The organism is Achromobacter sp. FW305-C-13 (assembly GCF_058783475.1).
In genome coordinates this window covers 143,945-170,676 of sequence record NZ_JBYSYN010000001.1, presented here as the reverse complement: position 1 = coordinate 170,676, position 26,732 = coordinate 143,945, and the positions used below count along the sequence as shown (strand labels likewise).

Below are 26,732 nucleotides of genomic sequence, written 5' to 3'. Positions count from 1 at the left end.
GTCAAATGGACTTCGCCATGCGATACAGCCAATAACTGCCGCCGATCTGCAGCAACACGGCGGTCATGAGCATCTTGAATCCCGCCGGGTCGCGCCACAAATTCATGAAGAGATCGTTGTTCGTCAGCATGATGAAGCCCCCAATACCCACCGGAAGCAACGCCAGGACCCAGGCAGACAGCCGGATTTCGGCGGAACTCGCCGACAACTCATTGCGCGCCTGCGCCACATCTCGCATGAAGGCAGCCATCCGTTCCAGCACCTGATCACTGCGTCCGCCGAAACGCATCGCCAGCGACACCACCGCAGCGATCATGTACAGCTCTTTCAAGCCGTACAGGCGGGACACATGCACCAGGGCCGCGTCCAGTTCCTTGGCCGAGCGGCTCAGGCTGGCGGCCGTCTCGACCACTTCCCGCAACGGTTCATCCGTGGTGGCGGCTGCGGTCTGGAACGCGGCGCCCATGCTGTTGCCGATGGTGACCAGACGAACGATGTTGTCCAGGAACGCGGGAAGTTGCGAAATCATCCGGCGCTGGCGCTTGTCGGCCCGCAACCACAGCAGGAAATATTCCAGGATGCCGACCAGCAACAACGTCACAATGCCGGACACGATGCCCAAGGCCAGCCAAGCCAGCACCGTGGCGCCCACCAAGGGAAGCGCAAGGCGCAGATAAAGCCCGGTGCTTTGCCGCACGCCCGCCAATAGCAACAGGCGGTCCCAACCCGGCAGCCCGCTGCGCAGCGCCCGCGCGCTGTCGAAAATCGGTTCGGGTGTGGACGGTGTCTCGCGCCCCCGCTTCAGCTGGTTTTCCAGAAACGTGGAGCTCGCGGCCCGGCGCGCGCCGCTGTTGGCATGGCGCCAAAGCAGCACCGCGCCGATGGCCAGCACCACCGCCAGGCCTGCCAGTACCAGGGCTTCCATCATCAGCGCCTCCGGCTCCAGAATCCGCCGCCGTCGTTGTCGCCCGGCGTGGGATCGTTGTTGCGCGCCTCGGTGCGCATCTTGGCTAGCTTGGGCGTATGGGGATGGATTCCCAGCCAGTTCCAGCGGTCTTTTTCTTCGCCGTCGGGCGTCGTGAAGGTTTCGTGCCGGTAGAGTTCCTGCGTGGAAATCACGTTGTCGCCCATGCCGGTGACCTCGGTCACCGACAGCACGCGGCGCTTGCCGTTGGACAGGCGACCGATCTGCACGATGAAATCCAGCGCGCTGGCAATCTGCCTGCGCAAGCTGTCTTCGCTACCCTGGAACCCTGCAAAGCCCGCCAGCATTTCGATCCGGTACAGGCATTCGCGCGGAGAGTTCGCGTGTATCGTCGCCATCGATCCTTCGTGGCCGGTGTTCATCGCCTGCAGCATGTCCATGACTTCGGCGCCGCGCACTTCGCCCACCACCACCCGGTCCGGCCGCATCCGCAAGCTATTGCGGATCAGTTCGCGGATACTGACCGCGCCGCTGCCGTCGAATCCGCCCTGGCGCGATTCCAGACGCACGACGTGCGGGTGGTTCAGCGACAGTTCCGCCGTGTCCTCGACGGTGACGACGCGTTCCGTTTCCGGAATAAAGAACGCCAGCGCGTTGAGCAGCGAGGTCTTGCCGGAACTCGTCCCGCCGGACACGAGCACGTTGCAACGGTTCTTGACCGCTTCGTGCAGCAGCCGGTAGATCTCTTCGTCAAAAGAACCCAGGGTCAGCAAGTCCGCAGGCTTCAACGGGTCTTGCCGGAACTTGCGGATCGACACCATGGGGCCGTCCACGGCCAGCGGTTCGATCACCACATTCAAGCGGCCGCCATCGGGCAGGCGCGCATCCACCATGGGGCTGGATTCGTCCAGCCGGCGGCCGATGGGCGCCAGGATGCGCCGCACGATGCGCAACACGTGCTGGTTGTCGGTGAACCGCAGCGTCTCGCGCGCCAGCACACCGCGGCGCGAGACGAACACGTTGTCGTAACCGTTGATCAGGATGTCTTCGACGGCCGGATCGGCCAGCAGGTCCTCGAGCGGCCCCAGGCCCGCCAGCTCCTTGGTCAGCGCCTCGGCGATCTGCCGCATTTCCCCTTCGTTGATCGGCACCCGGCGCAAGCGCACGAAACTGGCGACCTCGATATCGACGAATTCCTGGATCGCCGACCGCGCCCACCGGCCGAACTCCGCGCCCAGTTCCTCGATGCGAGAAAGCAGGTGCTCGTAAGCCGCCGTCTTTACTTCCTGGAAGCGGTTCGACGCCGAAAAACCCTTATCGCCGTCCCCGCCAAACTCTATCGTCGCTGTCATGATCATGTCGGCTTCCGTTGCAGTCCTTCGCGTCGTTGCGTTAACCGACGACCATACGGCGGTGCACGCCGGGCAGCCACGTGGCCAGCCAGCTTGCTCGCCCTCCGGGCGTACTGTCTTCCGCCCCCAGCTTTTCCACCAGCGTCTGTACGGCGCGCACATAGACGTCGCGCTCAGCGTCCTCATGCAAGAGATGCCCTTGGTTCGTGCACACCATCAAGGCCAGCGTGCGGTCAGGCAAGGTGCCCACCAACTCCAACTGAAAACGTTCGGCAATCTGCTGTGCCGTCATGCCGTAGCGTTCGTCATAGCGATTGACGATCAGGCCCAGGCTGCGCCGGTCCACATGCAGTTGCTCCAATTCCTGCAGCAACCCGGCCAGCGACACCAGGGCGCCGACGCTCTGATCGGTCACGATCCAATTCTGCTCGGAAGCGCGCGCCAGGCCCGCCACGAATTCAGGGTTGGTGAAGCCGCCTGAATCGGCGATCACCACGCCGAAATGCTGGCGCATGCGCTCGAACACCAGGAGAGAATCGGATTGCGAAACGTCGCGCATCTGGCTCAGGTCTCGCGGCAACGACAACACGCTCAGACCGTTGGGCGTATGCGGCATGGCCGAGGCCAGCAAGGTGGAATCCAGGCGGCGCAGGTTGCGCGCGGCTTCAGAGAAATCGAACTCGCCGCCGATGTTCAGATAAAGCTGGCAATCGCCCACGGGCCAGCCAAGGTCCATCAGGGCAACACGGCTGGACAGCGGCAGTGAGGCGCCCGATTCCGCCGCTACCGCCTTGGCGCCCTTGCCTCCGTTGGCCGTGGCGCGCGCGCCGTGCGCCTGCTTCAGACGGTCTTGCGCCATATGCGCCAGATGCACGGCCAGGGTGCTGGCACCCACGCCAGGCCGCGCGCCAAGCAGCAGGACGCTACGCCGCGAGCCATCGCTGCGGCCGCCGTCCGTCTGCGCATCCAGCAGCCGAAGCACAATATCCTTGATTTCCTGCGGCGCGACCGTCGGATCAACAAAGTCGCTGACACCTGCCCGCAGCGCGGCGATCGCCCCCTCGGGCTGGCTCAACAGACCCACCGCCACGCGCGGCAATGTCGGGGCGATGCGCGCCAGCGTGCGCGCCAACTCGGCCGACTTGAACAGCTTTCCGGGCTCGTCTTCGCTAAGTGTGAAATCCAGAAACACCACCTGGGGCGAAATTTCCGCCAGGCGCCGCGCCAACTCTTCCGTCCCGGGAGACTCCTGGGTCAGCATCCCTATGTCGCCCAGCACCTGCCCCAACTGCACGGCGACATCCGCGCCTTTGGAGCAGAACAGAAACCGCTTGCTGTTTTGCAGGCCAACCCACTCGCTTGCATGTGTCTTCATATTAGTCACCGCGAAAAACCCGGCATTTGTTGGCCGCCCATGGGACCCGTCAGGTAGTAGCCCCAGGCGTTAAAGCCGTTGTCCGCACGCTCTTGCTTTTCTCCCGGCAGCGGCAAAGTCACCCCGCGTGCGATGGGGCGGACAAGCCGCGGCGTCACCACGATCACCAATTCCGTTTCGTCCTGCGTGTAATCAAGACTGCGGAAAAATGACCCGATGATCGGCAAATCACCCAGCAAGGGGACTTTGCTGACCATCGCCTTGGTCTGGCGCGACACCAGCCCGCTGATCACGAAGCTTTCGCCATCGCCCAACTCAACGGTGGTGTCGGCACGGCGGGTGCGCAGCGCCGGGATGATCGAACTGGAATCCGTGCCGCTGTTGAGCACGATGCCGTTGCTGTAGTCCAGTTCGCTGGCTTCGGGCGCCACTTTGAGCGAAATGCGGTCACGCGACAGCACCGTCGGCGTGACCGTCAGCCCGATGCCGAAGGGCTTGAACGTAACGGAAACCGTTCCCAGGCCGCCCGCCTCGGGAATCGGCAGTTCGCCGCCCGCAAGGAAGCTGGCGCTTTGCCCGGTCATGGCGACCAGCGTAGGTTCGGCCAGCACGCGCGCCATGCCGTTGGTCTGCAGCAAACGCAAATTGGCGGAGAAATTCTTGGTGTCGTAGAACAGGGAAAAGCCCGACGCCGCCGAAGCGAGGCTGGAGGGGACCAGACTATTGGTCGCGCTCCAGGGGCCGCTGCCGCCCGCGCTCCAGTTGATGCCGGCTTCTTTCATGACCGATCGCGACACCTCGACCACCTTCACCTCGACCTGCACCACACCGCCGGTGCCAGCCGAAGACACGTCGACAACATTCTTATCGCCCCCTACGGCGGACGCGGCGATAAGGGTGGAGGCTATCTGTCCCATCGGCGTCTCGGCATGGCCTGACACCACCGCCCGGTCTCCCGCGATGTCGACATTGGCGCCGCCCGCGATGCCTCGCGTGGCCAATGCGCCCTGCACGCTGCCCCCCACGCGCAGGTTCCAGATTTGCGGCGCGGCGTTGTTGCCGGTCCATATCTGGAGCTGCGTCGTCCCTGGTTTTTTGCCATAGACCAGGATCGATCCCGCCCGCTTTCCCGAGGCCGGCAAGACTTTCACGTCCGCAACGTCTGGGTCACCGATCGCGATGCGCGCCGGGACCGCCCCGTCCAGCAGCAGCGTCTGCTGCCCCTTTACGGCCAAGGCAAGATCACGAGCCGGCGCCGGCGCATTCGCCCCGGGCGCGGCGTTCTGCGCACGGACGGCGGCGCCGTAGTTCATCGCCGCAGCTGCCGACAGGATGCAGATCATGGTGGTGCGCTGATATTTCTTCATTGTGCTGAATCTAGTCATAAGAAGGATTCCAGCCACGCGCGGCGTCTGGCCGCGCGAAGCCACGATCAATAACGCACACGTTCGGATTTGTCTCCGCGCAAGATTTCCACCGTCCTGCCGCCTCCTCCGCCAGTGGCGGCACCGCGCACGGGTGCCGCTGGCGCGCGCGCATTTGTCGTTGTGCCGTCAAGCTGGACCAGGCTTTCACCGGCAAACGCGCGGTTCGGTCCTTCCTTGAGTGCTTCGCGCTGTTCAGGCGTCAGGTCTGCGCGGACCGGCAGTACTGTGCCGCGCTGGGCGAACAGCTGCGTATCGGGCACGCTGTCGTCGTTCAAGGGGCGCAAGGCCAATTGCAGACGTCCCGAGCGGCTGGCCAAAATCAGTTGATTGACTTGTTCGACCCGCACGGCCAGCACCGCCGTCTTGGCGGGTTGGCTGGGCGCGCCCTGCTGTCCATCGGCCTTTGCTTCCGGGCCGTCCACGGAGTCCTTGCCGTACGCCAGCACGCGCACCTGGGACTGAAGCAAGCGCGCTTGGCCGCCCGGCACCTCCTGCCCCTTCTCGATCATGAAGAAGACGTCGACCCAGTCGCCCGGCGCGACGCGGTTGCCACCGCCGATCACTTCATCCACGGCAATCGCCACCGCGCGCTCACCCGCCTTCAATTGGCGCGCCAGCCCCTGAGCCAGCAAGCTTGGCAACAGCGGATCGCCAGCGGAGATATCGACCTTCGCGACCGCACCTTCCAACGGCGCTACGCTGTCATAGCCGCCAGACAGGGCTGCCTGCCACTCGGCGACCGTCAACATTTTTCCCGTGTCGATGCGAGTGCCCGCCGGGATGGGTTCCTTGGCGACGACGACCCGATAAAGTTTTACCGGCGCAGCGGCTGGCGCCGTCGACACGGGCGCAACGCCGGCGGGAGGCGCGCTGGGTACGGACGCCAAGCGCCAAGCGACAAAGGCCAGGACCAGGCCCGCCACCAACAACAAACCTGCGACGATCTTGCTCAAACTGCTCATGGTGTCCCTTGCGATATCTGAACAACGGCTTGCGAACGCAATCGGGTAGGGATCCAGTTCGGACCCATGCCCGGCAGAGTGGTGATCAGGCGCTGCAGCGTGGCCAGCAATGGCCAGGACTGCGTGTCATACGTCAGGGCGACGGTGGCGCAATTGGCTGGCTGGCCGCCCGAGCCGACCCACGTGCACGGTCGCGTTGCCGTCGTGCAAACGACCGCCGAGCCGGTGGAAAAGGCGCTCATCGCCGCGGAACACGCGGCCACGGGCACATTCGATTGACCATTGAACTGCGCAAACACGGCTGCGCGGGCGCCGTCGGTCGCCGCCGACGCCAATTGCTGCTGCATCCAGAAAAGCACGCCAAAGCTGAGCACACCGAAGATGAACATCAGCAGCATGATCAAAGTCAGGGAGAACTCCAGCGCCGCGATGCCACGCTGCGGCGACCGGGCGGGATGCCCGTTGCGGTTCCGTATAGGGGCGCGCATATCAGCTCTCCCCATTCAGATGCACCGTGGCGCGGGCGCGAAGCACGCCGGAGGCCGGCATCAACACGGTATTCATCAGCGGCAACGACGGAATGAGCGGATGGGCGCCATAGGCGTAGGACACGGTGACCTCGACCTGACCCTGCGCGAGCGGCATGCCGCTGCATGTTCCGCCTGCCGAACTACTGAGCGCACCAGAACTTCCGCAGACCGCAACCTGGACGCCTGCGGCGGACATGGAACTGATCCATTGGGCCTGATACAGCGCGGCATCGCGTCCGGCATTGGCCCGCACCGTCAAGGAAGGCGTGCCGCTTTGCCACTGCAATACCTTTCGCGCGCCATCCTGCGCGGCAAGGGTCACGGATTGCTGTGCGGCGGCTACCAGCGAATACGTCAGAATCGCGTAGAACACCAGGAAGAACACCACGAATACCAGGCCGAATTCAAGGGCATACACGCCACGCTGAGCGCGGCGGCTCCCATATACGCGGCGTACGGAATTTGGCGAAGACGGTCGGTCACTGGCCAATAGCGCGACGCGATCAGATACAGCAAGCCGTGCAAGCCGGCCAGCAGGCTCGCCAGCACCAGTGTCAGGATCAGCGGCGCGATCCCCAGCAGCAAGCCGAGTATCGCGATGGCCTTGACGTCGCCCGCGCCCATCAGACGCCTGCCCCATAACAACAGGAACGGTATTGCGGCCAGAAAGCCGGCGATTGCCATGAACCAGCCGGGCCATCGAGGCGGATACACCCAACCAGGCACTGCCCAAGCCGCGGCCAGCCAAAGCAGCTGCGCCACGAACCCCACAACGATCAACGCGTTGGGAACACGGCGATAGCGCAGATCGTTGTAGATCAGCACCAGATTCCAGCAGGCGAATAGCAGCCACCACAACACTTCCCCTGGATACAAGGCGGGACCTTCCGATAATTCAGCAAACCAGACTTCAGAAGTGTTCAAACGGAACCGCAGAATGCTGCTGAAGCCAATGAAATTTCGTACAGCCCGCCTGCCGGATGGCCCAAAGGGCCATCACGACATGGACTAGGCTTGCTGGGCGTTAAACTGCCCCGCCCTGGGAGGTAAGCTTGGCGCCCAAGTCTGTGAACAGACTGGTCAGGCCTCCAGTAAAGAAGCCGATTGCGGCGATGATCGCTACCGCCATCAGCCCGGCGATCAGCCCGTATTCCAGGGCGGTGATGCCTTCTTCGTCATTCCAGAACTGCGCAAGTTTCGCTTTCATGTCGAGCTCCTAAGACTCGATTGATAATTGAGCTGCGCCGTCGAGCGACACCAGCCCCCTATGCCCGGAACTGCTTGCTTTGCGGGAGCATTCCTCGCCCGCGTGCAATCCGGGGCCCTACTAACCCGGCCCTAGCGTGGACCCTGGCACCTTGCCAGACTCCGACACCGGCGCCGATTCAATAATCGAGTCGATCCGCTGCGCCATACGGGCGCGGAACCGGGTCGATGCCCGCTGCAACTGCCAACGCATGATCAGCAGCGTCACGGCGGACAACGCAAAAGCGATATATGGAAGCATGAGCCCGCCGATTTGCAGGCTGGAAGAGTCGCGCGGCGTCGTGCAGATAACCGTGCCGGCGGCCGCACCGGTGTAATGCATGCCGCACACGGCGATTGCCATCAAAATGGCGGCTCCGCCGCGCTGAAACTCATTCTGCGTATTGAAAGCCAGCCACAGCGCGGCTGACGCAGCAATTACCGCGATGAGCACCGATAAAACAACCATCGGCAGATTCCAAAGCAATACGGCCGGCATGCGCATGGCGCCCATACCCAGATAATGCATGGCAGCAACGCCCAGGCCAGCGGCCAGTCCGCCCACCAGGCAACGTCCGAAGGTGAAACGGTCGCGGCCCACATACCAGAACGCCCACCCGGAAAAACCCGCGGCGACCACGAAGCTGAGTATGGTGAGGCCAAGCTGATAACCCACGTCGAAGGGCAGGTTCTGCGCCTGCATGCCGATGAAATGCATGCTCCAGATACCGACTCCACCCATGGCCACGGCGCCGATGAGGATGTAACCGATACGTATTTCACCGTCCTGGGTTTCAGTGCGGATACCCGCCGCAGCAAGCAGCGCCACATACGAGCCAAGCACCGCAGTCAGGAACGAGAGCGCGACCAGCCCGCCATGAAACGAAAGGGGAACGATGTCGCCCGGGTTCATGAACGGCCCCAATGAAATGGCCTGTATTCGCCGCGTTCCGCGGTCAGGCATTCCCGAGAAGTACTGCAGTCACACGCGCCCATCTTGTGGACCCCCGATTGCCCGAAAACCGATGTGATTTGATACGTTTATATAGTCTTATCTATTAACATTTAATACACATCAGGGTTTACGCGAATATTCGTGATACTTAGGCCCCAGACATGTAACGGATATCCTGAAATTTATATCAATCCTATTAAAAACCCCTAGTTAACCCTGATATTTCGTATATGAATCGGTTCCTGAGCATTTCGCAATGTTGTTATCTTGTCGTTTCCGATCGGTCACAATGAAATAAATTGTCATTATCCTGGGCGGCTGGCACCATAACCGCCTGTGGCGTTCGCAAACACTTCTTACCTGTGTTGCGTCCCTAGATATATTCAATATCTAACGAATATCGAATACATGACCGGACAGCGCCTGAAGAAATGAGAGATACAAAAGGCATGAGACGTTCGTACCCGGCAAGTCCGCTTACCCTCGCCCTTATCTGCGCCCTTGCCTTCAGTGCGAATGCACGCGCGGATGGCCCGCTGCGGGGCAACCCCGTTGACTCGCTGCCGCAGTTGGAAAGGCCGCCAGGCGCTCAGCAGCCCCCTCCTGTCGTGGAAACGGCCACGCCCGAACAATTGGCGTTGCAAGCCAGGTTGGCGCAACGCATCGTGCCACTCAACTTCGACGTCAGCGGCGTCCACGCCATTCCCTTCGACGAGGTATCGGCCATTCTTGCGCCGCTGTCCGGCAAGGAAATCAGCCTGGGCGAATTGGTGCAGCAGGTAGACAAGATCACCCAGCTATACCGCGATAAGGGGTATCCCCTATCGTTCGCGCTGGTGCAGAACCAGACATTCGCCAATGGGCTGGTTGTGGTGACCGTCGTCGAGGGCTATATCGGAAACGTGCGAATCGAAGGCGATATCGGCAATGCGCTGGACCGCCTGGAAACGCTGGCTGGCCCGTTGAAAGAAGACCGTCCGTTGCAGCAAGCCACGCTGGAACGCCAACTGAATCTGATGCGCACGGTGCCGGGCGTGAAGTTCACGCCTAACCTGGATCTTCCGCGCCGCGCGGACGGCGCGACGGAACTGGTGCTGACGGCATCACGCCAACCGGTGAGCGTGACAGGCGGCGTTGCCGATCTGGGCACCGGCATGCAGCCAATAGTGAACCTGGGCACAAACAGCCTGACGCCGCTGGGCGAGCAGGTGAAACTGACCGCATCCGTCCCGTTCAATAGCGACGACGTCAAATACGTCATGGGCGAAGTGCGCGTGCCGATCGGTCCGGACGGATTGGCGATCAAGGTCGACGGCTATCACTATGACGCCAGGCCCCAGGACGATGCCATCGAATACCTGGGATTTGAGCGGCGGGTGAAAAACGACCGCGTCGGCGTCGGCGTCAGTTATCCCTTTCTGCTGAACAACACCCGCTCCCTCACAGGGACGCTGGGTGTTTACGCCGCAAACTCCAAAGACCGGTACGACTCGCGCACCTCGGACCTCTGGCTGCAGCAGGACGCAAGAGTGCGCGCCGCCAACGCTGAGCTTCGATATATTCAGGTCTCAGAAAGCAAGACAACCGACGTTACCGCCAGCGTATCGAAGGGGTTTGATGCGGCGGGTGCGAAAAAGGACATTGCGACCAATTATGGATATTCGGCCACGCCAATTCTTGATCTGGATTTCACGCGCTACAACCTGAACGCGAAACAAACGTTTGCGTTGCCCGCGCAGTTCGGCCTGACGTTTTCCGGGGCCGCGCAATATTCCAGCAATATCCTGCCCTCGTCCGAGCAAGTCTCTTTCGGGAGCTGGCGGTATGCCATGGGGTATGCGCAAGGCGAGCAAAGCGGCGACAAGGGCGTGGGTGTATCGGCCGAAGTCAACCGCCGTTTCGGCACGGGTTGGGAATACCTGTCTAGCGTGCAACCGTATGCCTTGGTGGACTATGCCCGCACTTGGTACAACAACAAGGGCTTGCAGGCGATTAACCAACGGCACCTGTCCTCGGTTGCCCTGGGCCTGCGGTTCACGGACGATAAATACTATCTGTTCGATTTCAACGTCGCCAAGCCGATCGGCTCGGCCTCGGTCAACAATGACCGGGACGTGCGCTTCAACGCCAACTATTCCCTGTTCTACGACGCGTTCTGACCCAGCGACAACGCCTTCCCGACCGACCGCGCCTGTGTTCACAGGCGCTTTTTTTTGCGCATCCCACACACCACGTTACGTAACGTCGCCCGTAACGTAACGGGAAATAACCTGCCATTCGTAACATTCGCAGGGTTTTTGCCGTCGCAAAAATGAGGGTTTCTCAAGCTTGGTGCAAACCCTCAAAACAACGAACAAACCCATGATTTATAAGGAATTTATTTAGTAGCCAATATCAACTACAAGCAAAAACGCAGCCGCTGGACAAATGTTGGCACGGTTTATGCATGGAGAGACGTATCGGGCAGTTTCATCGCCTGACCTATCCAACCCGAGGAGCTCGCCATGTATACCAAAGTAGACGCAAAGCGCATTCAACGTATTTTGACCTCCACCGTCATGGCCGCTGCTCTGATGAGCGCACTGGCTGCTTGCGGCGGCGGTGGCGGAAGCGGCAAGAAATCAGCCGGCCTGCCCGGTACCGATATTCCGACGAATCCGGGCGGCAACAACCCGGGCGGCACCGATCCTACCAACCCCGGCGGGACCGATCCGAATACGCCCGTTAATCCCGTGACGGCCGGCCTTCTGCAAACCACGTTGGGCAATACCGGCAAGGCCGTGGACAACACGCTGCCGCTGAATCTGGGTACGACGTTGGGCGGCGTGGGCAAGGCGCTGGATCCTACCTTGGCGCCTGTCGTCAATACGGTGGTCGGGCTGACCCAGGAAGTGGGCGCCACAACCGGTCTGGGCCAACCCGTGGACGGCGTCACCAAGCAAGTGGGTGGCCTGGTCAGCGATTTGGGCACCACGGTCAAGGGCACCGGCCTGCCGGGCGGCTTGAGTTCCGGCCTGGGCGGCCTGGTCGATGGCCTGGGCAAGACGGTGGCCAGCACCGGCGGCCTGCTGAACGCAGACCCCGCCAATCCGCAGCCGTTGACGACCATCCTGGGCAATGCGACGAACGCCGTGGGCGCCTTGACCGCCGGCCTCTCCGGCCAAGGCGGCCTGTTGAACCCGGTCACGCAAGCCGTTGGCGGCATCACCGGCGGCGTGCTGGGCGGCCCCTCCAAGCCGATTCTGGAGCCGGCGCTGGGCAACGTGGGCAAAACGGTGGACAACGTGCTGCCGCTGGGCCTGCAGCCCACGCTGGCCGGCCTGGGCGCCGCGCTTGACCCCACCGCCAGCCCACTGGCTGGCACGGTCACTGGCCTGACGCAACAGCTGGGCGCGACCACCAAACTGGGCGCCCCGGTCGCCGGGCTGCTGACGAACCTGGGCGGTACCCTGGCCTCGGCCGGCAGCTCCTTGCCTGGCAATACGGCAGGCCTGAATGGCGTGCTGCAAGGCCTGGGCGGCGCGGTTGCCAGCGCGGGCGGCTTGCTCAATGCCACCCCGGGCAATCCGAATCCGCTGGGCGCGACGCTCGCCAACGCCACGGGCGCTGTCGCTTCGCTGACCTCCGGTCTGGGCTTGGGCGGCGTGACGGGTGGACTGACCGGCGGTGCTGGCGGCACGGGTGGCTTGCTGAGCCCGATCACCGGCCTCCTCGGCGGCGTGGGGGGTGTGGGCGGTACGCCGGCGGCAGGCGGCGTGGGCGGCCTGCTGGCGCCGGTGACGGGCTTGTTGGGCGGTGTGACCGGCGCAGTGGGTGGCGCGACGGGCGGCACGGCCAACGGCGGTTTGCTGGGTGGCTTGCTGGGCGGAGTCACCGGCGGAACGACCGGCGGCACCTCGGGCGGCACGTCCGGTGGCACGGCCAACGGGGGCTTGCTTGGCGGCCTGCTGGGCGGCGTGGTCGGTGGTGTCTCGGTCAGCGCGACGACGGGTACGGGTGCCAGCGCTGGCGCCAGCGCCGGCGGCGCAGCCGGTGCTGGTACGACCAACGGCGGGTTGCTGGGCGGCTTGCTGGGTGGAGTCACCGGTGGCGTGACGGGTTCGTCGACGACGGGCGGCGCGGCCAACGGCGGCCTGTTGGGTGGCCTGCTGGGCGGCCTGTCGGCCAAGAAGTAAACCATCACATCCGCAAGGGAGCGACATCATGCTGCAACAAGAATCCATCGTTCACCATGAGCATGTGACCGTGATGCCTGAATCTCGCACGAGTGACCTGCGCCCGGGAATGCTTGACGATATCGCCCTGATGCTGGGTCGGCAGTTTTCGGTGTACAACGCCGCATGCCAGTCGGCCCTGGCGGAAAAGCTGGGGATCCCCCTGGCGGATCTGAAGGCGCTGGAACTGGTGATGGAGTTCGATGCCTTGCCCACCGGGCAGCTCGCCCAGTTGATGGGCATCAGCTCCGGCGGCGCGACCGCCTTGATCAACCGGCTGGAGGCGGCAGGCTACGTGCAGCGCGGCCGCCACCCGCTGGATCGCCGGATGATCGTGATCCGGCCGGTCGAGGAACAATGCCAGCACCTGTCGCAGGAGCGCCAGTGGATTGCCGAAGCTGTCATGCTGATGGCGCGCCGCTACGACACCACCGAGCTGGAAACGGTGCATGCCTTCCTGGCGCAATGCGTCCGCACCTTGAGGCACGACACGCTGGTTTGGCTGGAAACGCGCAGCGCGCATCACGACGATCACTGACCCCAATCCGCGCGCACGGCGCCGAGTGCCCCGCACGCCCTGATCCGACAGGATCAGGGCGTGTTTTTCATGGCGTCACCCGGGCGGCGTACCGAACTGCAGACGGGGAACGGCCGCCAGCAACCGGCGCGTCAGTTCCTGCTGCGGTGCATGCAGCACGGCATCGGCCTGCCCCAGTTCGATGATGCGCCCGCCATCCATGACGGCGATGCGATCCGCCAGATACTCAACCACGCCGAAATTGTGCGTGATGAACAGGTAGGCAATACCCAGTTCGTCCTGAAGCTCGCGCAACAGGTCCAGGATCTGCGCCTGCACGGAAACGTCGAGCGCAGACGTGGGTTCGTCGCAGATCAGGACTTTGGGTTCAACCGCCAGCGCGCGCGCAATCGCGATGCGCTGGCGCTGCCCCCCCGAGAATTCATGCGGGTAGCGCGTCAGCGTGTTGACCGGCAGGCCGACCCGCTCGATCAATTGCGCCGCATGCGCGGCCCGCGCTTCCATGCTCATGCCGCGGCGCAGGGATGCCAGGCCTTCGTCCAGGATGTCGCCCACGCGCATACGCGGATCGAGCGAGGCGTAGGGATCCTGGAACACGATCTGAATGTCCTGGCGCAGGTCGCGTAGCGTGCGCCGTTCGGCCGACAGCGCATCCTTGCCTTGCAGCATTGCCCGGCCGGAAATCCGCGCCCCCTCGATCAGACGCAGCAGCGCCTTGCCCGTGGTGGTCTTGCCACAACCGGATTCGCCCAGCAAGGCCAGCGTTTCCCCGGCCCGCAACGAGAACGTCACGCCGTCGACCGCTTTTACCCACGACACGATGCGGCGCAGCGGGCCTTTGCGCACGGGGTAATGCACCTTGAGGTCTTGCACGTCCAGCACCACGTCGCCGGGCTTGCGCGCCGCGCGCTGGCCTGCCGCGCGGCCGTCTTCGCGCGCCATCGCCTGGCGGCGCTGTTCGGTCAGCGGAGTGCCACGCTTTTCAAAGGTGGGAATGGCCTCGAACAACTGCCGCGCGTAAGGGTGCTTGGGCGCCCGGAAAAATTCCTCGGCGCTGGCGCTTTCAACGATTTCTCCGCCGCGCATGAGCGCCACGTGATGCGCTACGTTCTTCACCACCGCCAGGTCGTGGGTGATGAGCAGCACGGCCATGCCCATCTCCCGCTGGATGTCGGCCAGCAGGTCCAGCACCTGCGCCTGCACCGTAACATCCAGCGCGGTCGTCGGCTCGTCGGCGATCAGCAGCAGGGGCTCCGCCGCCAGCGCGATCGCAATCATGACACGCTGCTTCTGCCCGCCCGAGAACTGGAACGGGTAGTCGTCCACGCGCCGCTCGGGCTCGGGAATGCCCACCCGCCGCAGCCAGTCCACCGCACGGGCACGAGCGGCCGCGCCGCGCAGGGGCGTGTGCGCCGTCAGCGTTTCGATGATCTGGTCGCCCACGCGCATGACCGGGTTCAGGCTGGTGGACGGCTCCTGGAAAATGATGCCGATCCGCCCCCCGCGCACCCCGCGCATGGCGCTTTCAGGCAGGCGGTTCAGGTCTTCGCCGTCCAGGTCGATCTGCCCGCCGACGATGCGGCCGGCGTCCGGCAGCAGACGCAGCAACGCCAGCGCCGTGATGCTCTTGCCGCATCCGGATTCGCCGACCAGCGCAAAGGTCTGCCGTTGGGAGATGGCCAGCTGCAAGCGCTTGACCGCGTGCGTCATGCCGCTTTCGCCGGCGATGTCGACATCAAGGCCCTGCACATCGAGCAAAGGCGCGTCGTAGCTCATGGCGCTTCTCCCGACTTGGACGGACGCGGATCGGCGGCCAGCGCCGGCGCTGGGCGGCGCCCGAACAGGCCTCCCAGACGAGCCATGCGGCTGGGCTTGTAGCGGCGGGTGCGCGGATCGAACGCATCGCGCACGGCATCAGCGAACAGGTTGGCCGCCAGCACCAGCGCCAGCATGAAAATGAAAGCGGTCATCAGGCTCCACCAGATCATGGGATCGCGCGACATCTCCAGCCGGGCGCCATTGATCATGGAGCCAAAGGAATTCATGCTGGGATCCACGCCGATGCCTAGATACGACAGCACGGCTTCGTAGAGCACCAGGCCCGAGAATTCCAGCACCACCGTGATCAGCACCAGATGCGCCACGTTGGGCAGCATGTGGCGCGTCATGATGCGCCAGTGCGATACGCCGAACGCGCGTGCGGCCTGCACGTATTCCAGTTCCCGCAGCTTGAGCGTTTCCGCGCGCAACAGGCGGCACAGCCCCGCCCAACCGGTCAGGCCAAGAATCATGCAAAGCAGGAACAGCCGCAGGTCCGCGCGCGCGACCGAGGTGTCGAACAGGTCGGCGTGGTTGTCGATATAGACCTGCATCATCAGCGCGCAAGCCGCCACCAGCAGCACGCCGGGAATCGAGGTAATGGTGGTGTACAGGTACTGGATGGCGTCGTCGACCTTGCCCTTGAAGTATCCCGCCGCAATGCCGAAGATGATGGCCGGCGGCAGCATGGCGATGGTGGTCAGGCTGCCGATGACCAGCGCCGTGCGGATGCTTTTCAGCGCTTGCCACAGCACGTCGTTGCCGATGCGGTCGGTGCCCAGCGCGTGGTAGCCGCTGGACAGGCCGGCCAGCGCACCGGCCGTCAGGCAAAGCAACGTGAACGTCACCGCCATGGCGCGCCACGGGATGTCGGCATGGCCGCCAAGCAATTGGCCGGCTGCCTCGGACGCCGACCCGGTGCGCCGCGCCAGGCAGGCGTACAGGATGATGGTAGCCAGCAACGCCACGCCCAGCCCACCGGCCAGGCCGAGTCCCAGGCGCTTCAGGACATCGCCCATATGCTGTTCGTCGGGGTAGGTCAGATGGGTGGCCGCGCCGCGCAAGCGCGGATAGTCGCGCACCGGCTTGCCATCGACCACCATGGTTTCCTTCAGGAACAGGTTCGCCGCCAGCGGCTGCGAGTAGTTCTTTTCGGGGCTGGTCAGCACGGTGCCCGACAGCAGGCCATCGAGCGCCGACTTGACGACAGGCGCATAGACCGGCGGGGCATCGGCGGCCGCACCCGCCACAGGAGGCAACTGCGGACGGTAATGCACGGAATCCAGCAGGCCCACCAGGGTGAACGCGACCAGGACGACCGCGGAGCACATGGCGGGCGTGTCGCGCGCCACACGCCCCCAGGTCGCGCGCAGGTTCGGACTGCGGCGCACCCGCCAGACGTAGGCCAACGCGCAAAGCGCCATCAGCCACAGCGCAACATCGGTCCATAGAAAGACGATCTTCGGCATGGCGGCTACTCGAAACGGACGCGGGGGTCAGCCAGCGTGTAGGAAATATCGGCCAGGATCAGCCCCACGATGTAAAGCGCCGCGCCCAGGAACACCATGGCCCGCACGACGGAAAAGTCCTGCGCATTGATGGCGTCGATGGTGTAGCTGCCCAAGCCTGGGATGCCGAAGAAAGACTCCGCGATCAGGCTGCCCATGAACAGCAGCGGCAAGGCAGCGACCGTGCTGGTCAGGATCGGCAGCATGGCATTGCGCAGCACGTGCCGGAACAGCACGACGCGTTCGGCCAGCCCCTTGGCGCGCGCGGTGCGCACGTAGTCCTTGCCGATTTCTTCCAGGAACAGGGTGCGGTAGAAGCGCGCCTCGGGCCCCAACCGCGACACGATCGCCACCAGCACCGGCAACGCCAGGAACTTGACAACGTCCAACCCACCCGCGAAGCCCGAGAATGGCACCAGGCGCATGAGCTTGGCGAAGACCCATTGGCCGGCGATGATGTAGAACAGGCTGGAGATCGACAACAGCAGCACGCACACCACCACGCCCCAGAAATCCAGCCGCGTCGCCCGGAAATACACCAGCGTCAGTGAAAACACGATGCTGACGAAGAGTCCCAGGATGAACGTGGGCACCGCCAGTGCCAGGCTGGGGCCCATCCGGGTCTTGATCTCGCGGCCGATATCGCGGCCGCTGTCAGACGCACCAAACTCCATCACCAGCAGGGGCACCGACCGCTGATAGAACACGGTATCAGTTAGCCGGGCCGCCCCGTCGGCTTTGGCGTTGAAGAAGAGCGGCTTGTCGTAGCCGCGCTCGACCTTCCATTTTTCCACCGCGTCCTGGCTGGCGCGCTGTCCGCCGATGGCCAGGCGCGCCATGTCGTCCGGCGTGTTGACCGCGAAGAACAGGATGAAGGTGAAGAGGTTCACGCCGATCAGAATCAGCACGCCATACAGCAGCCGGCGGATTACATAGCCGATCATGATTAATGCTCCTTACGGACGCCAGGTCCAAAGGCCGTCTGGCGTTCGCGGCGCTTGAGCGCGACGTACGACGGCCAGATCGCCAAGGCCAGCAGCAGCACGAACAGGCCGATCGGCCACCACCTTGGGAAATTCCATTCGTCGATCTTCTGCTGCCGCAGCGCGGGGTCGAGCTTCAGGTACTGGAGCGTATTGCGCACCATCTGCGTCGGCTTGGCGTTGCCGACCCATTGCTGGTAGGCGCCGCCCGACATTGGGAAAAAGCCGAACATCCACGGCGCGTCGCGCTGCACGATCTCCACCATCCTGGCAATCAGCTTTTCCTTTTCCGGGCCGTCGTCCAGGAACTTCATCTGCTCGAACAGCTTGTTGAATTCGGGGCTGTCGTAGTTGGCCGCGTTCTCGCCGCCGCCTTTGGCCTTGGCGTTGGGGCCATACAGCAGGAACAGGAAATTCTCGGCGTCGGGATAATCGGCGTTCCAGCCCCACAGGAAGATCTGCGCCGCGCCGCGCGTCATCTTGTCCTGGAAGCGGTTGTAATCGGTGGACCGCAAGTCCAGCTGCACGCCGATCTTGTTCATCTGGCGGCGCATCCAGTCGAACTGCGGATTCGACCCGCCCCCTTGCATGGCGTCGTAGTACAGCACCAGCGGTGCTCCCGTCTTGGCATTGCGGCCATCGGGATAGCCGGCTTCGGCCAGCAGGCGGCGGGCCACGTCGACGGACTTGCGCTCGGGTTTGCCGTCCACCAGGTCGTACACGACAGGGTTTAACCCTTCAGGCAGTTCGCGGTAACCCAGCACGCCGGGCGGCACCGGTCCCTGCGCCACGGAGGCCTGGCTGTTCTCGAACACGGCCACATATTCTTCCCAATCGAACACGATGCTGATGGCCTGGCGCAGCTTGCGGTTCTTTTCCGCCTGCTCGGGCGTATCGCCCTTGCCTACGACGGGATCCAGCCAGTTGAACCCCATATACCAATTGGCAGTTTCGACCGTGGTGGGCAGGCGGATGCCGCGCTCGCGGTACTGGCGGGCCTTATCCTGGCTGTCTCCAGCTGCGACCAGCATGGCGACGCCGTACTCGCCGCGCTCGATCTGCGGCGCGTCGTAATAGCCCTGCATGAATTTCCCGATCAGCGGGATCGCTTCCTTTTCCAGGCTGAACACCGCGCGGTCGATGAAGGGCGTAGGCTTGCCGCAATCCGCCAGCAGGCCGGCCGCCTTGTCGCCGGGTTCGCCGTCGCAAGGGTAGGGTTCACCGTGGAAATTGGGGTTGCGCACCAGCACGTGGCGGCGGTTCGGCAGCGATTCGGCCAGCATGTAGGGGCCGGTCCCGACAGGCCAGGTGTTCAGCGACAGGTCGTGCGAGGCCATGCCCGGCTGGTTGTAGAAACGGTCGGCCTCCCAGGGGATGGGCGCCGTGAACGTCATGGCCAGCCAGTACTTGAACTGGGGATATTTGCCGGTAACCCGGATGCGAAGCGTATGCGGGTCCAGCGCCTGGACGCCGGTAAAGCCGTCGGCTTCGCGGAGATCCAGCCAGGGCGGCGTGCTGCCGCCGGGCAGGTCGCGGCGCATGTCGCGGTCGCGTTGACGCAAGCGGTCGCCGTATTCCTTCATGCCTTGAATATGATCGGCCATCACCGAATAGATGGGCGACACCACGCGCGGGCTGGCCAGGCGGCGGAACGCGTAGACATAATCGTCCGCGGTGAGTTCGCGCGTGCCGGTCCGCGGAAAGTCAGGAATATAGAACTTGTCGTCCAGTTCGCCCGTGGCCAGCGGGAAGTAGTCGTAGCTGCCGTCGGTCTTGCGGGCAAAGGCTGGATGCGGCTGGAAGCGCACGCCAGGGCGGATCTTGATGTCGTAGACGCTTTCGGCGATCTGTTCGCCCGGCGCGTCAGCAGGCAACGGTTTACCCTGCGCATCCAGATAGAGCGGCGGAGCAATGGCCTCTGCCGAGCGCGGCACCAGCTCGTAGGGCCGCTTCAGGTAGTGATAGCCGTACAACGTCTCATAGATGTTGTAGGTATAAGGCGTTTCGTCCACGGAATAAGAGCTGGCCGGGTCCAGATACTTCGGCGAACGCTGCGTGAACGCGGAGTAGAACGTGTTCTGGCTTTCCGCCCCGGACGGATACGGGCTGTTGATCGGGCTTTCTTGCGAGCAGCCCGCCACTGCCAGCAACAGCAGCGTGGCCGTCGCCCAGAGCCGCTTGAATGCACGCATGGAAACCTTCCCTTCAAATCGTTGCGACAGAGAATAGCAAACGCGGGACGGAGCCAGTACCCAGGCATCCCCCTAGCGGCCGCGTCGGGCAGTCCGAAGCCGTCCTACTCAGCCGCACTGGCGTTGACGCCAGCAGTCGTAACGCCATTTCCAGGGCTGCATGGCGCCCTGCTGTACCCACAGGCCACGGCCGGCATCCTTGGCCTGGCGTTGCAGGTCAGGCATGGCCTTGTCGCGCAGGTAGTCGCCCTTTCTGGCGGTATAGGCCCAGGCGTAGCCGGCCTCCACCTGCAGGCGGTTGGCCGAGCGGCCGTCTTCAAGGATCAGGGCGCACACGTCACGGCCGTACTGGTCTTTCTCGTAGCACTGAGCGGTCAGGGTCTTGCCTGCCACCAGGTTGGCCAGATTCTGCCGCGCGGCCTCGGCATAGGGTTGCCCGGGCTGATCGGCGCCGTGGCCTTCCTCCGGTGCATCGATGCTGTCCATGCGGATGCGCCGCTGGCCGTCCGGCGCACGCAGCGTGACGGTATCGCCGTCGGCCACGTTGACGATGGTGCCGGTCAGTGTGTAGCTGCCCTGAGGTACGCCGCCGGCCGGCGCAGGGCCGGAGCGGGAAGGGGCTTGGGTTTGGCCAGGTGCCGTCGATGTGCCCGTGGCCGGCGGACGGGGCGCATCAGGCCCCGAAGGCTGCAGCCAATTGACGATGGCGCCTGCCGCCGCAAGAATCACGGCGACGATCAGGGCGGTCAGCTTGCTGCCACCGCGAAAGGAAGGTTTGCCACGCACCGGCCGGGCTCCAGGTTAGAAACGCTGGAAGTTTGCCACACGCCGCGTGCCGCCAACCGCCCGGCGTGCAGAAAAGGACTGCGTCCGGTCCTACAGCCAGCCCGATTTGCGGAAACGCCAATACAGGATGGAACAGACCGACACGATGACGCCCAGCGTGATGGGATAACCCCAAGGCGACTTCAGTTCGGGCATGAATTCGAAGTTCATGCCATAGATGCCGGCGATCGCCGTCGGTACGGCAAGAATAGCGGCCCAGGACGCGAGCTTGCGGGTGGTGTCGTTCTGCGCAGCCTGGCCGATCATCAGGCTGGCTTCAAACGCGAAGGCCAGCGACTCGCGCAAGGCATTGAACAACTCATCCACGCGCAGCACGCGGTCGGCGACCTCGCCGAAATACGGGCGCGCGTGTTCGTCCACTGCCGACATCTCGACCCGCGCCAGCCGGCGGCAGATCTCGGCCATCGGTGACACCACGGTGTGGATGCGCAACAGGTCGCGGCGCTGGCGGTACAGCCTGCGGATGTCGGAATCCTTGGCGCCGCGGATCAGCAGTTTCTGCTCGGCGCCTTCCACCACGCTTTCGATCTTGCCGGCGGCGGCCACATAGCGGTCGACCAACCAGTCCAGCACCTCGGACGCGACGTAGTCGCTGCCGCGCTTGAGCAGGTCGGGCGACGCCTCCAACCGTTCACGCAAGGGGCTGTGGGCGGCCGTTGCGCCACGGCGCACGGTCACCAGGAAGCCGTCGCCGATCAGCAGTTGGGTCTCGCCGAAGATGGGGCGCTCGGCCTCGACCTCGACGGTGATGGTCACGATGAGGACCATATTGCCGTAGTCAATGATCTTCGGGCGCCGGTGCGGTTCCAACATTTCTTCCTGGTTCTTGCCGCAGGCGCCGAGTTCTCCGGTAACCCTGGCCAGCAATTCCGGCGTGGGATTGCGCAAGCCGATCCACAGCATGCCGGGCGGCTGCCCCTGCGGCTGGCCGTTGTACCGGCTAATGTGCTGCCCCACCTCGTCGATGGGCACTTCCCGATCGCGGCGCCCGTTCACATAGGCTATCGACGCGACCACCTCGCCCTTGTGGGCGTCGGCGAAATTCTCTTCAGCGGACATGGACTACCTCAGGCAATGCGATCCCTACCGGACAACTTATGGGTATCGGCCGATGATAGCCCAGGCTCGGGCCGGTGAAGGTTTGAGGGCGCCCCGCGCCGCCTCTAGGAAAACAGACTGCGGACCCGTTTGGTCACGTCGATGCTGGGGGCCTGCGGTTCCTTGGGCTGGCCGCCGGGTAGATCAGGCAGCGCGGGCGGCTTGGGCAGATGGTCAAACAGCGGCAGCATGGCATTGGTGATGTAGCGCGTGCGCGAACCATAGACGTGGCGGTCGCCCATGCCCGTCTGCTGGTGCACATAGAAGCGTTGCGGCACGATCAGCTGCAAGCGCTCTTTGGCCCGGGTCATGGCCACGTACAGCAGGCGGCGCTCTTCCTCGATCTCTTCGGCGGTGCCCGTGCTCATGTCGGACGGGATGCAGCCGTCCACCACGTTCAGCACATAGACGGCCTTCCATTCCTGGCCCTTGGCTGAGTGGATGGTGGACAGGATCATGTAGTCTTCGTCGCGCGACGGGGCGCCGGATTCGTCGCTGGTGGCGTCGGGCGGATCCAGCGTCAGTTCGGTCAGGAACCGTTCCCGCGACGGGTAGCCCGCCGCCAGCCGCACCAACTGGTCCAGGTCGGTCTTTCGCACGCGCGCATCGTCATACAGGCGTTCCAGCTGGCCGGCGTACCAGCGCAGGGCCAGGTCCACGTCGGCCGGCCAGCGCAGGGCGGGATCGCACAGCGCCGCATACGTGTCGGCGAACGCGCCCCACTCTTCCTGCGCCGCCGCCCCCGGCTTGAATTCGCGCAGTGCGCGCAACGGTTCGGCGGATGCGGACATGGCGTCCATCAACTTGCCCGCCGTGGCCGGACCAATGCCCGGCATCAGTTGCGCCACCCGGAAGCCCGCCATGCGGCCACGCGGATTTTCAGCCCAACGCAAGAGCGACAGCAGGTCTTTCACATGCGCGGCTTCCAGGAAGCGCAGGCCGCCGAACTTCACGAAGGGAATATTGCGGCGGGTCAGTTCCAGTTCCAGCGCGGCGCTGTGGCTGGCCGTGCGGAACAGAGCCGCCTGCGACTTCAGTGTGGCGCCGCCCTCGCGCTGGGCCAGCACCTGGTCGGCCACCCACCGCGCCTGCCCAGCTTCGTCGCTGACCGTCACCAGCTCGGGCAGTTGCGACGAGGCGCGGTCGGTCCAGAGGTCTTTGGCGAAACGTTCCGTCGCCAGCCCGATCACGGCGTTGGACGCGTTCAGGATGGGCTGTGTCGAACGGTAATTGCGGTCCAACGTGATGACGCGCGCCGGCTCGGGAAACTGATTGGGGAAGTCCAGGATGTTGCGCACGGTGGCGGCGCGGAAGGAATAGATGGACTGGGCATCGTCGCCCACCACCGTCAGCCCGCGGCCGTCCGGCTTCATTGCCAGCAGGATGGCCGACTGCAACCGGTTGGTGTCCTGGTATTCGTCCACCAACACATGGTCGAAGCGCGCGCCGACGTCGGCGGCGATGCCGGGGTCGGACATCATCTCGGCCCAATACAGCAGCAGATCGTCGTAATCCAGCACTTGCTGATCCTGCTTGGCGGCCACATAGCCGCGGAACAGGTTCTTCAGTTCTTCTTCCCATTGGGCGCACCAGGGAAAGGACGTCTTCAGCACGTCAGCCACCGGCGTCTGGCTGTTGACCACGCGCGAGTAGATGGCCAGGCAGGTGCCCTTCAACGGAAAGCGCGACTTGGTGGACGACAGGCCTTGCTCGTGCCGGACCATGCCCATCAGGTCTTCGGCATCGCCGCGGTCATGAATGGTGAAGGCTTCGGACAAACCGATACGCAGCGCGCAGTCGCGCAAGAGGCGCGCGCCGATGGCGTGGAAAGTGCCTGCCCAGGGCAAGGACGGCGCCTGCTGCGAGCCGCGCAGGTTCATGACCCGCTGCAGGACGGATCCCACGCGGCGGTCCATTTCCTGGGCGGCGCGGCGCGAAAACGTCAGCAGCAGCATGCGCTGCGGGTCCGCGCCATTCAAGATCAGGTGCGCCACCCGGTGGGCCAGCGTATTGGTCTTGCCCGACCCCGCCCCGGCGATGACCAGCAGGGGACCTCCATCGCCCGACGCGCCATGCGCGCCATTGACGCCGAATTCGGCGGCTTCGCGCTGGGCGGGGTTCAGGTCGGCCAGGGGGTCGGGGCGGCTGTTTGACGGGGCGGGATTCTGTTCGGGCATGACGCGTAGGAGGCCGCTTGGCGCGCCGGGGCGTCGCGCGCACGATGCGCGGCCACGGGCCAAATGACTGGCTATATATCCAGCTATCATAGCAGCGTGGCCACCCCACCCCTTCACGCCCTCCGCCCTTTCCCATGCTCATCCTGACCGGCACCGCCTCCTGGACCGATCCCACCTTACTGGCCTGCGGTCGCTTCTACCCGCCCGGCGTCCGCAGCGCCGAGGCCCGGCTGCGGTTCTACGCGTCGCGCTTTGCCATGGCCGAGGTCGATTCCAGCTATTACGCCCTGCCCTCCGCGGAAAACGCCTACCTGTGGGCGCAACGCACACCGGATGATTTTGTCTTCAACATCAAGGCGTTCCGGCTGTTTACCGGCCACCAGACGCCGCTTGCTGCATTGCCCGCAGACATCGGCCGCGAATTGGACGACTGGCCAGACCCCGTCATCTATCACGGCCAGATGCCCGAAGACCTGCGCGACGAACTCTGGCGCCGCTACCAGATGGCGCTGGAGCCGCTGCGGATGCCGGGCAAGCTGGGCGCGGTGCATTTCCAGTTTCCGCCCTGGATCCGGCGTGATGCGCGCGGCCGGGCGCACGTGGCCGAGTGCGCGCGGCGCATGGAAGAACACCTGATCTCGGTGGAATTCCGGCACCACAGCTGGTTCGAGACCCCGACGGCCACGGCGGACACGCTCGCGTTCGAACGCGACCTGGGCGTGGTGCATACCGTGGTCGACGCTCCCCAGGGCTTTGACAACACGGTGCCCGCCGTTTGGGAAAGCAGCCATCCCGAACTGACGCTGCTGCGCTTGCACGGCCGTAATGCCGCGGCCTGGAACGTATCCGGCACGGCCTCGTCGGGACGCTTCCAGTATGAATACACGGAACAGGAACTGGCCGAATTGGCAGAGCGCTTTTCGCGGCTGGCGACGCAAAGCGCCCAGGCGCATGCCGTGTTCAACACCAATTTCGAAGACCAGGGCATGCGCAACGCCGCCGCATTCGCGTCCGCGCTACTGCCGTTCTAAGGCCGCGGTGTCGACGCTGGCGTTCAGGCCGCTGCGGGCTTGCGAGCGACTTCCGCCAGGCTTTCCAACAGCACTTCGAACTTGCGCGCGATGTCGTGCTCGGGCACACAGGCGTAGCCCAGCAGCAGGCCCGGCCGCCGCCCTTGCGCATTCACGTAGTACCGCGACAACGCGCGCGTCAGCACGCCTTTGCTGCGCGCCACGTCGACCACGCGCAAATCATCCATATCCGGCGGCAGGGTCAGGACCAGATGCAGGCCCGCCATGCTGGCGTCGCGGTGCAGCCAATCCGGACCCAGCCGGCGTTCGATCAGGTTGACCAGCATCGCGCGGCGCCGACCATACAGCATGCGCATCCGGCGGATATGAGCCGCGTAATGGCCTTCGGCGATGAACGTCGCCAGCGCCGCGTGCGTCATCAGATGCCCCTCGCGGTAGAGCTCTGCATGCGCCGCCTGGAACGCCGCAGTCAGCGGCTTGGGCAATACCAGATACCCGACGCGCAGGCCCGGGTACAGGGTCTTGCTGAAGGTGCCCATGTAGATGACGGGCGCATCCGGCTCCAGGCCCAGCAGCGATGCGATGGGCCGGCCTGAGAAACGGAATTCGCTGTCGTAATCGTCTTCGATGATCCAGCTGCCACATTGCCGCGCCACGGCAAGCAATTGGCGGCGCCGGGTCAGCGACATGACGGGGCCCAGCGGATACTGGTGCGAGGGGGTCACGAAGATGAAGCGCGGTGGCGTACCCACGGCGTCCGGCAGGCGCATGCCTTCTTCATCGACCGGCAGGTGCACGGTATGCAGGCCATTGGCCTGCAGGATGGTGCGGGCGCCCCAATAGCCCGGGTCTTCGACCCAGGCGGTCTCGCCGGCTTCGCCCAGGATGCGGGTCGTCAGGTCGATGGCCTGGTGCGAGCCTTCGGTGATGATGATCTGTTCAGGGTCGCAGTCGATGGAGCGCGTCAGCGCCAGATGCTGGGCCAGCGCCTCGCGCAGCGCCGGCAGGCCGCCGCCGTAGGCATAGGTCAGCAGATCGGGCGACGGGTTGCGCCATAGCGAACTGAAGATGCGGCCGAATTTCTTGTGCGGGAACTCGGTCAGGTCGGGCACGCCGGGCATGAAGGCGCCCCATTGGTAGGGCGAGGCCGACACGCCATCCACGATGGCCGCGCCGCGCGGCGACAAGGCCGGGCCCGGCTGCGACTTCGGCGGCTGGCGCAGCCGGCGGCCGCTGGCCAGGTAGGAATCCGGCACCGAAGCGTTGACGAAGGTGCCGTTGCCCTGGCGGCTGCGCGTATAGCCTTCGGCCAGCAGCTGGCTGTAGACATGCACCACGGTATTGCGGGCGATGCCGAGTTCGGCAGCCAGGTCGCGCGAAGCCGGCAGGCGCGAGTCCGCGGCGATGGCGCCGTCCAGGATCGCTTCGCGGATGCCGCGGTACAGCCGCTTGTTCATCGGCTCGTTCGCCCCATCGGCCAAACGCAGCAGCAGCAAGTCACCTACAATGGACCGCAATTGGTTCTACCTGTTTTATTAAAGTGGTTCCCACAAATG

General features: G+C 64.3%; 22 protein-coding genes. 4 read left to right on the top strand and 18 right to left on the bottom strand.

Annotated elements, in window-relative coordinates:
* Nucleotide 1: 1 nt before the first annotated feature.
* The 10 genes from AC3WMU_RS00820 to AC3WMU_RS00775 all read right to left on the bottom strand — a co-directional run bounded on the left by AC3WMU_RS00820 (nucleotide 2) and on the right by AC3WMU_RS00775 (nucleotide 8,729).
* Nucleotides 2-928, bottom strand: coding sequence for a type II secretion system F family protein (locus tag AC3WMU_RS00820; protein ID WP_006225602.1), 927 nt, complete (start codon nucleotides 926-928; stop codon nucleotides 2-4).
* Entirely contained in the window at nucleotides 928-2,283 is a 1,356-nt protein-coding gene (locus AC3WMU_RS00815; protein WP_006225601.1) for a TadA family conjugal transfer-associated ATPase, read from the bottom strand. The genes AC3WMU_RS00820 and AC3WMU_RS00815 overlap by 1 nt, the downstream gene beginning before the upstream one ends.
* Nucleotides 2,284-2,317: 34 nt before the next feature.
* The gene (locus AC3WMU_RS00810) at nucleotides 2,318-3,661 is read right to left on the bottom strand and encodes a pilus assembly protein CpaE (RefSeq protein WP_035213470.1); all 1,344 of its coding nucleotides are present in this window, start codon (nucleotides 3,659-3,661) and stop codon (nucleotides 2,318-2,320) included.
* Nucleotides 3,658-5,019, bottom strand: a complete 1,362-nt coding sequence (locus AC3WMU_RS00805) for a type II and III secretion system protein family protein (protein WP_424624968.1) — start codon at nucleotides 5,017-5,019, stop codon at nucleotides 3,658-3,660. Before AC3WMU_RS00805 ends, AC3WMU_RS00810 begins: the two co-directional genes overlap by 4 nt.
* 65 nt (nucleotides 5,020-5,084) lie before the next feature.
* On the bottom strand, nucleotides 5,085-6,041 hold the full coding sequence (gene cpaB, locus AC3WMU_RS00800; protein WP_492281650.1) for a Flp pilus assembly protein CpaB: 957 nt from the start codon (nucleotides 6,039-6,041) through the stop codon (nucleotides 5,085-5,087).
* The gene (locus tag AC3WMU_RS00795) at nucleotides 6,038-6,529 is read right to left on the bottom strand and encodes a TadE/TadG family type IV pilus assembly protein (RefSeq protein WP_006225597.1); all 492 of its coding nucleotides are present in this window, start codon (nucleotides 6,527-6,529) and stop codon (nucleotides 6,038-6,040) included. The genes cpaB and AC3WMU_RS00795 overlap by 4 nt, the downstream gene beginning before the upstream one ends.
* A gap of 1 nt (nucleotide 6,530) precedes the next feature.
* Nucleotides 6,531-6,959 (bottom strand): TadE/TadG family type IV pilus assembly protein, encoded by a 429-nt coding sequence (locus AC3WMU_RS00790; protein ID WP_006225596.1) that lies wholly within the window; start codon nucleotides 6,957-6,959, stop codon nucleotides 6,531-6,533.
* A complete protein-coding gene (locus AC3WMU_RS00785) occupies nucleotides 6,926-7,432 on the bottom strand; it encodes a prepilin peptidase (protein ID WP_280027014.1) in 507 nt (168 codons plus the stop codon). Before AC3WMU_RS00785 ends, AC3WMU_RS00790 begins: the two co-directional genes overlap by 34 nt.
* A 163-nt stretch (nucleotides 7,433-7,595) precedes the next feature.
* Nucleotides 7,596-7,778: a Flp family type IVb pilin gene (locus tag AC3WMU_RS00780; protein WP_006225594.1), complete on the bottom strand. Its 183-nt coding sequence runs from the start codon at nucleotides 7,776-7,778 to the stop codon at nucleotides 7,596-7,598.
* Between the two features lie 120 nt (nucleotides 7,779-7,898).
* Nucleotides 7,899-8,729 (bottom strand): MHYT domain-containing protein, encoded by an 831-nt coding sequence (locus AC3WMU_RS00775; protein ID WP_424624863.1) that lies wholly within the window; start codon nucleotides 8,727-8,729, stop codon nucleotides 7,899-7,901.
* A gap of 491 nt (nucleotides 8,730-9,220) precedes the next feature.
* Here AC3WMU_RS00775 and AC3WMU_RS00770 point away from each other — a divergent pair, with 491 nt between their 5' ends.
* The 3 genes from AC3WMU_RS00770 (at nucleotide 9,221) to AC3WMU_RS00760 (ending at nucleotide 13,523) form a co-directional block, all read left to right on the top strand.
* Nucleotides 9,221-10,930: a ShlB/FhaC/HecB family hemolysin secretion/activation protein gene (locus AC3WMU_RS00770; RefSeq protein WP_035213465.1), complete on the top strand. Its 1,710-nt coding sequence runs from the start codon at nucleotides 9,221-9,223 to the stop codon at nucleotides 10,928-10,930.
* A gap of 345 nt (nucleotides 10,931-11,275) precedes the next feature.
* A complete protein-coding gene (locus tag AC3WMU_RS00765; RefSeq protein ID WP_006225591.1) occupies nucleotides 11,276-12,946 on the top strand; it encodes a collagen-like triple helix repeat-containing protein in 1,671 nt (556 codons plus the stop codon).
* Between the two features lie 28 nt (nucleotides 12,947-12,974).
* Complete coding sequence (locus AC3WMU_RS00760; protein WP_006225590.1) at nucleotides 12,975-13,523, top strand: MarR family winged helix-turn-helix transcriptional regulator; 549 nt, start codon at nucleotides 12,975-12,977, stop codon at nucleotides 13,521-13,523.
* 75 nt (nucleotides 13,524-13,598) lie between these two features.
* Here AC3WMU_RS00760 and AC3WMU_RS00755 read toward each other — a convergent pair whose 3' ends face one another.
* The 7 genes from AC3WMU_RS00755 to AC3WMU_RS00725 form a co-directional block, all read right to left on the bottom strand.
* Nucleotides 13,599-15,299, bottom strand: a complete 1,701-nt coding sequence (locus tag AC3WMU_RS00755; protein ID WP_492281649.1) for an ABC transporter ATP-binding protein — start codon at nucleotides 15,297-15,299, stop codon at nucleotides 13,599-13,601.
* Nucleotides 15,296-16,810, bottom strand: coding sequence for an ABC transporter permease (locus tag AC3WMU_RS00750; protein WP_492281648.1), 1,515 nt, complete (start codon nucleotides 16,808-16,810; stop codon nucleotides 15,296-15,298). The genes AC3WMU_RS00755 and AC3WMU_RS00750 overlap by 4 nt, the downstream gene beginning before the upstream one ends.
* A 5-nt stretch (nucleotides 16,811-16,815) precedes the next feature.
* A complete protein-coding gene (locus AC3WMU_RS00745; RefSeq protein WP_006225587.1) occupies nucleotides 16,816-17,793 on the bottom strand; it encodes an ABC transporter permease in 978 nt (325 codons plus the stop codon).
* A 2-nt stretch (nucleotides 17,794-17,795) separates the two neighbouring features.
* Nucleotides 17,796-20,024 carry an ABC transporter substrate-binding protein gene (locus AC3WMU_RS00740; RefSeq protein ID WP_492281647.1) on the bottom strand — a complete coding sequence of 743 codons (2,229 nt, stop codon included), beginning with the start codon at nucleotides 20,022-20,024 and terminating at the stop codon, nucleotides 17,796-17,798.
* A gap of 108 nt (nucleotides 20,025-20,132) precedes the next feature.
* The gene (locus tag AC3WMU_RS00735) at nucleotides 20,133-20,810 is read right to left on the bottom strand and encodes a thermonuclease family protein (protein ID WP_280026785.1); all 678 of its coding nucleotides are present in this window, start codon (nucleotides 20,808-20,810) and stop codon (nucleotides 20,133-20,135) included.
* Nucleotides 20,811-20,900: 90 nt separating this feature from the next.
* Entirely contained in the window at nucleotides 20,901-21,929 is a 1,029-nt protein-coding gene (locus AC3WMU_RS00730; protein ID WP_006225584.1) for a magnesium and cobalt transport protein CorA, read from the bottom strand.
* 104 nt (nucleotides 21,930-22,033) lie between these two features.
* The gene (locus tag AC3WMU_RS00725; protein ID WP_492281646.1) at nucleotides 22,034-24,145 is read right to left on the bottom strand and encodes an ATP-dependent helicase; all 2,112 of its coding nucleotides are present in this window, start codon (nucleotides 24,143-24,145) and stop codon (nucleotides 22,034-22,036) included.
* A 134-nt stretch (nucleotides 24,146-24,279) separates the two neighbouring features.
* Between AC3WMU_RS00725 and AC3WMU_RS00720 the strand changes: the two genes are divergently transcribed.
* Nucleotides 24,280-25,176 (top strand): DUF72 domain-containing protein, encoded by an 897-nt coding sequence (locus AC3WMU_RS00720; RefSeq protein ID WP_492281645.1) that lies wholly within the window; start codon nucleotides 24,280-24,282, stop codon nucleotides 25,174-25,176.
* A 23-nt stretch (nucleotides 25,177-25,199) separates the two neighbouring features.
* Here the strand turns inward: AC3WMU_RS00720 and pdxR are convergent, their stop codons facing one another.
* Nucleotides 25,200-26,693: a MocR-like pyridoxine biosynthesis transcription factor PdxR gene (gene pdxR, locus AC3WMU_RS00715; protein WP_411431423.1), complete on the bottom strand. Its 1,494-nt coding sequence runs from the start codon at nucleotides 26,691-26,693 to the stop codon at nucleotides 25,200-25,202.
* Nucleotides 26,694-26,732 lie beyond the last annotated feature (39 nt).

What these genes read in the sequence shown, in the direction of transcription:
- AC3WMU_RS00820 (WP_006225602.1), bottom strand. Translation starts at nt 928, where the DNA reads ATGATGGAAGCCCTGGTACTGGCAGGCCTGGCGGTGGTGCTGGCCATC.
- AC3WMU_RS00815 (WP_006225601.1), bottom strand. Translation starts at nt 2,283, where the DNA reads ATGATCATGACAGCGACGATAGAGTTTGGCGGGGACGGCGATAAGGGT.
- AC3WMU_RS00805 (WP_424624968.1), bottom strand. Translation starts at nt 5,019, where the DNA reads ATGAAGAAATATCAGCGCACCACCATGATCTGCATCCTGTCGGCAGCT.
- cpaB (WP_492281650.1), bottom strand. Translation starts at nt 6,041, where the DNA reads ATGAGCAGTTTGAGCAAGATCGTCGCAGGTTTGTTGTTGGTGGCGGGC.
- AC3WMU_RS00795 (WP_006225597.1), bottom strand. Translation starts at nt 6,529, where the DNA reads ATGCGCGCCCCTATACGGAACCGCAACGGGCATCCCGCCCGGTCGCCG.
- AC3WMU_RS00780 (WP_006225594.1), bottom strand. Translation starts at nt 7,778, where the DNA reads ATGAAAGCGAAACTTGCGCAGTTCTGGAATGACGAAGAAGGCATCACC.
- AC3WMU_RS00775 (WP_424624863.1), bottom strand. Translation starts at nt 8,729, where the DNA reads ATGAACCCGGGCGACATCGTTCCCCTTTCGTTTCATGGCGGGCTGGTC.
- AC3WMU_RS00770 (WP_035213465.1), top strand. Translation starts at nt 9,221, where the DNA reads ATGAGACGTTCGTACCCGGCAAGTCCGCTTACCCTCGCCCTTATCTGC.
- AC3WMU_RS00765 (WP_006225591.1), top strand. Translation starts at nt 11,276, where the DNA reads ATGTATACCAAAGTAGACGCAAAGCGCATTCAACGTATTTTGACCTCC.
- AC3WMU_RS00760 (WP_006225590.1), top strand. Translation starts at nt 12,975, where the DNA reads ATGCTGCAACAAGAATCCATCGTTCACCATGAGCATGTGACCGTGATG.
- AC3WMU_RS00755 (WP_492281649.1), bottom strand. Translation starts at nt 15,299, where the DNA reads ATGAGCTACGACGCGCCTTTGCTCGATGTGCAGGGCCTTGATGTCGAC.
- AC3WMU_RS00750 (WP_492281648.1), bottom strand. Translation starts at nt 16,810, where the DNA reads ATGCCGAAGATCGTCTTTCTATGGACCGATGTTGCGCTGTGGCTGATG.
- AC3WMU_RS00745 (WP_006225587.1), bottom strand. Translation starts at nt 17,793, where the DNA reads ATGATCGGCTATGTAATCCGCCGGCTGCTGTATGGCGTGCTGATTCTG.
- AC3WMU_RS00740 (WP_492281647.1), bottom strand. Translation starts at nt 20,024, where the DNA reads ATGCGTGCATTCAAGCGGCTCTGGGCGACGGCCACGCTGCTGTTGCTG.
- AC3WMU_RS00730 (WP_006225584.1), bottom strand. Translation starts at nt 21,929, where the DNA reads ATGTCCGCTGAAGAGAATTTCGCCGACGCCCACAAGGGCGAGGTGGTC.
- AC3WMU_RS00725 (WP_492281646.1), bottom strand. Translation starts at nt 24,145, where the DNA reads ATGCCCGAACAGAATCCCGCCCCGTCAAACAGCCGCCCCGACCCCCTG.
- AC3WMU_RS00720 (WP_492281645.1), top strand. Translation starts at nt 24,280, where the DNA reads ATGCTCATCCTGACCGGCACCGCCTCCTGGACCGATCCCACCTTACTG.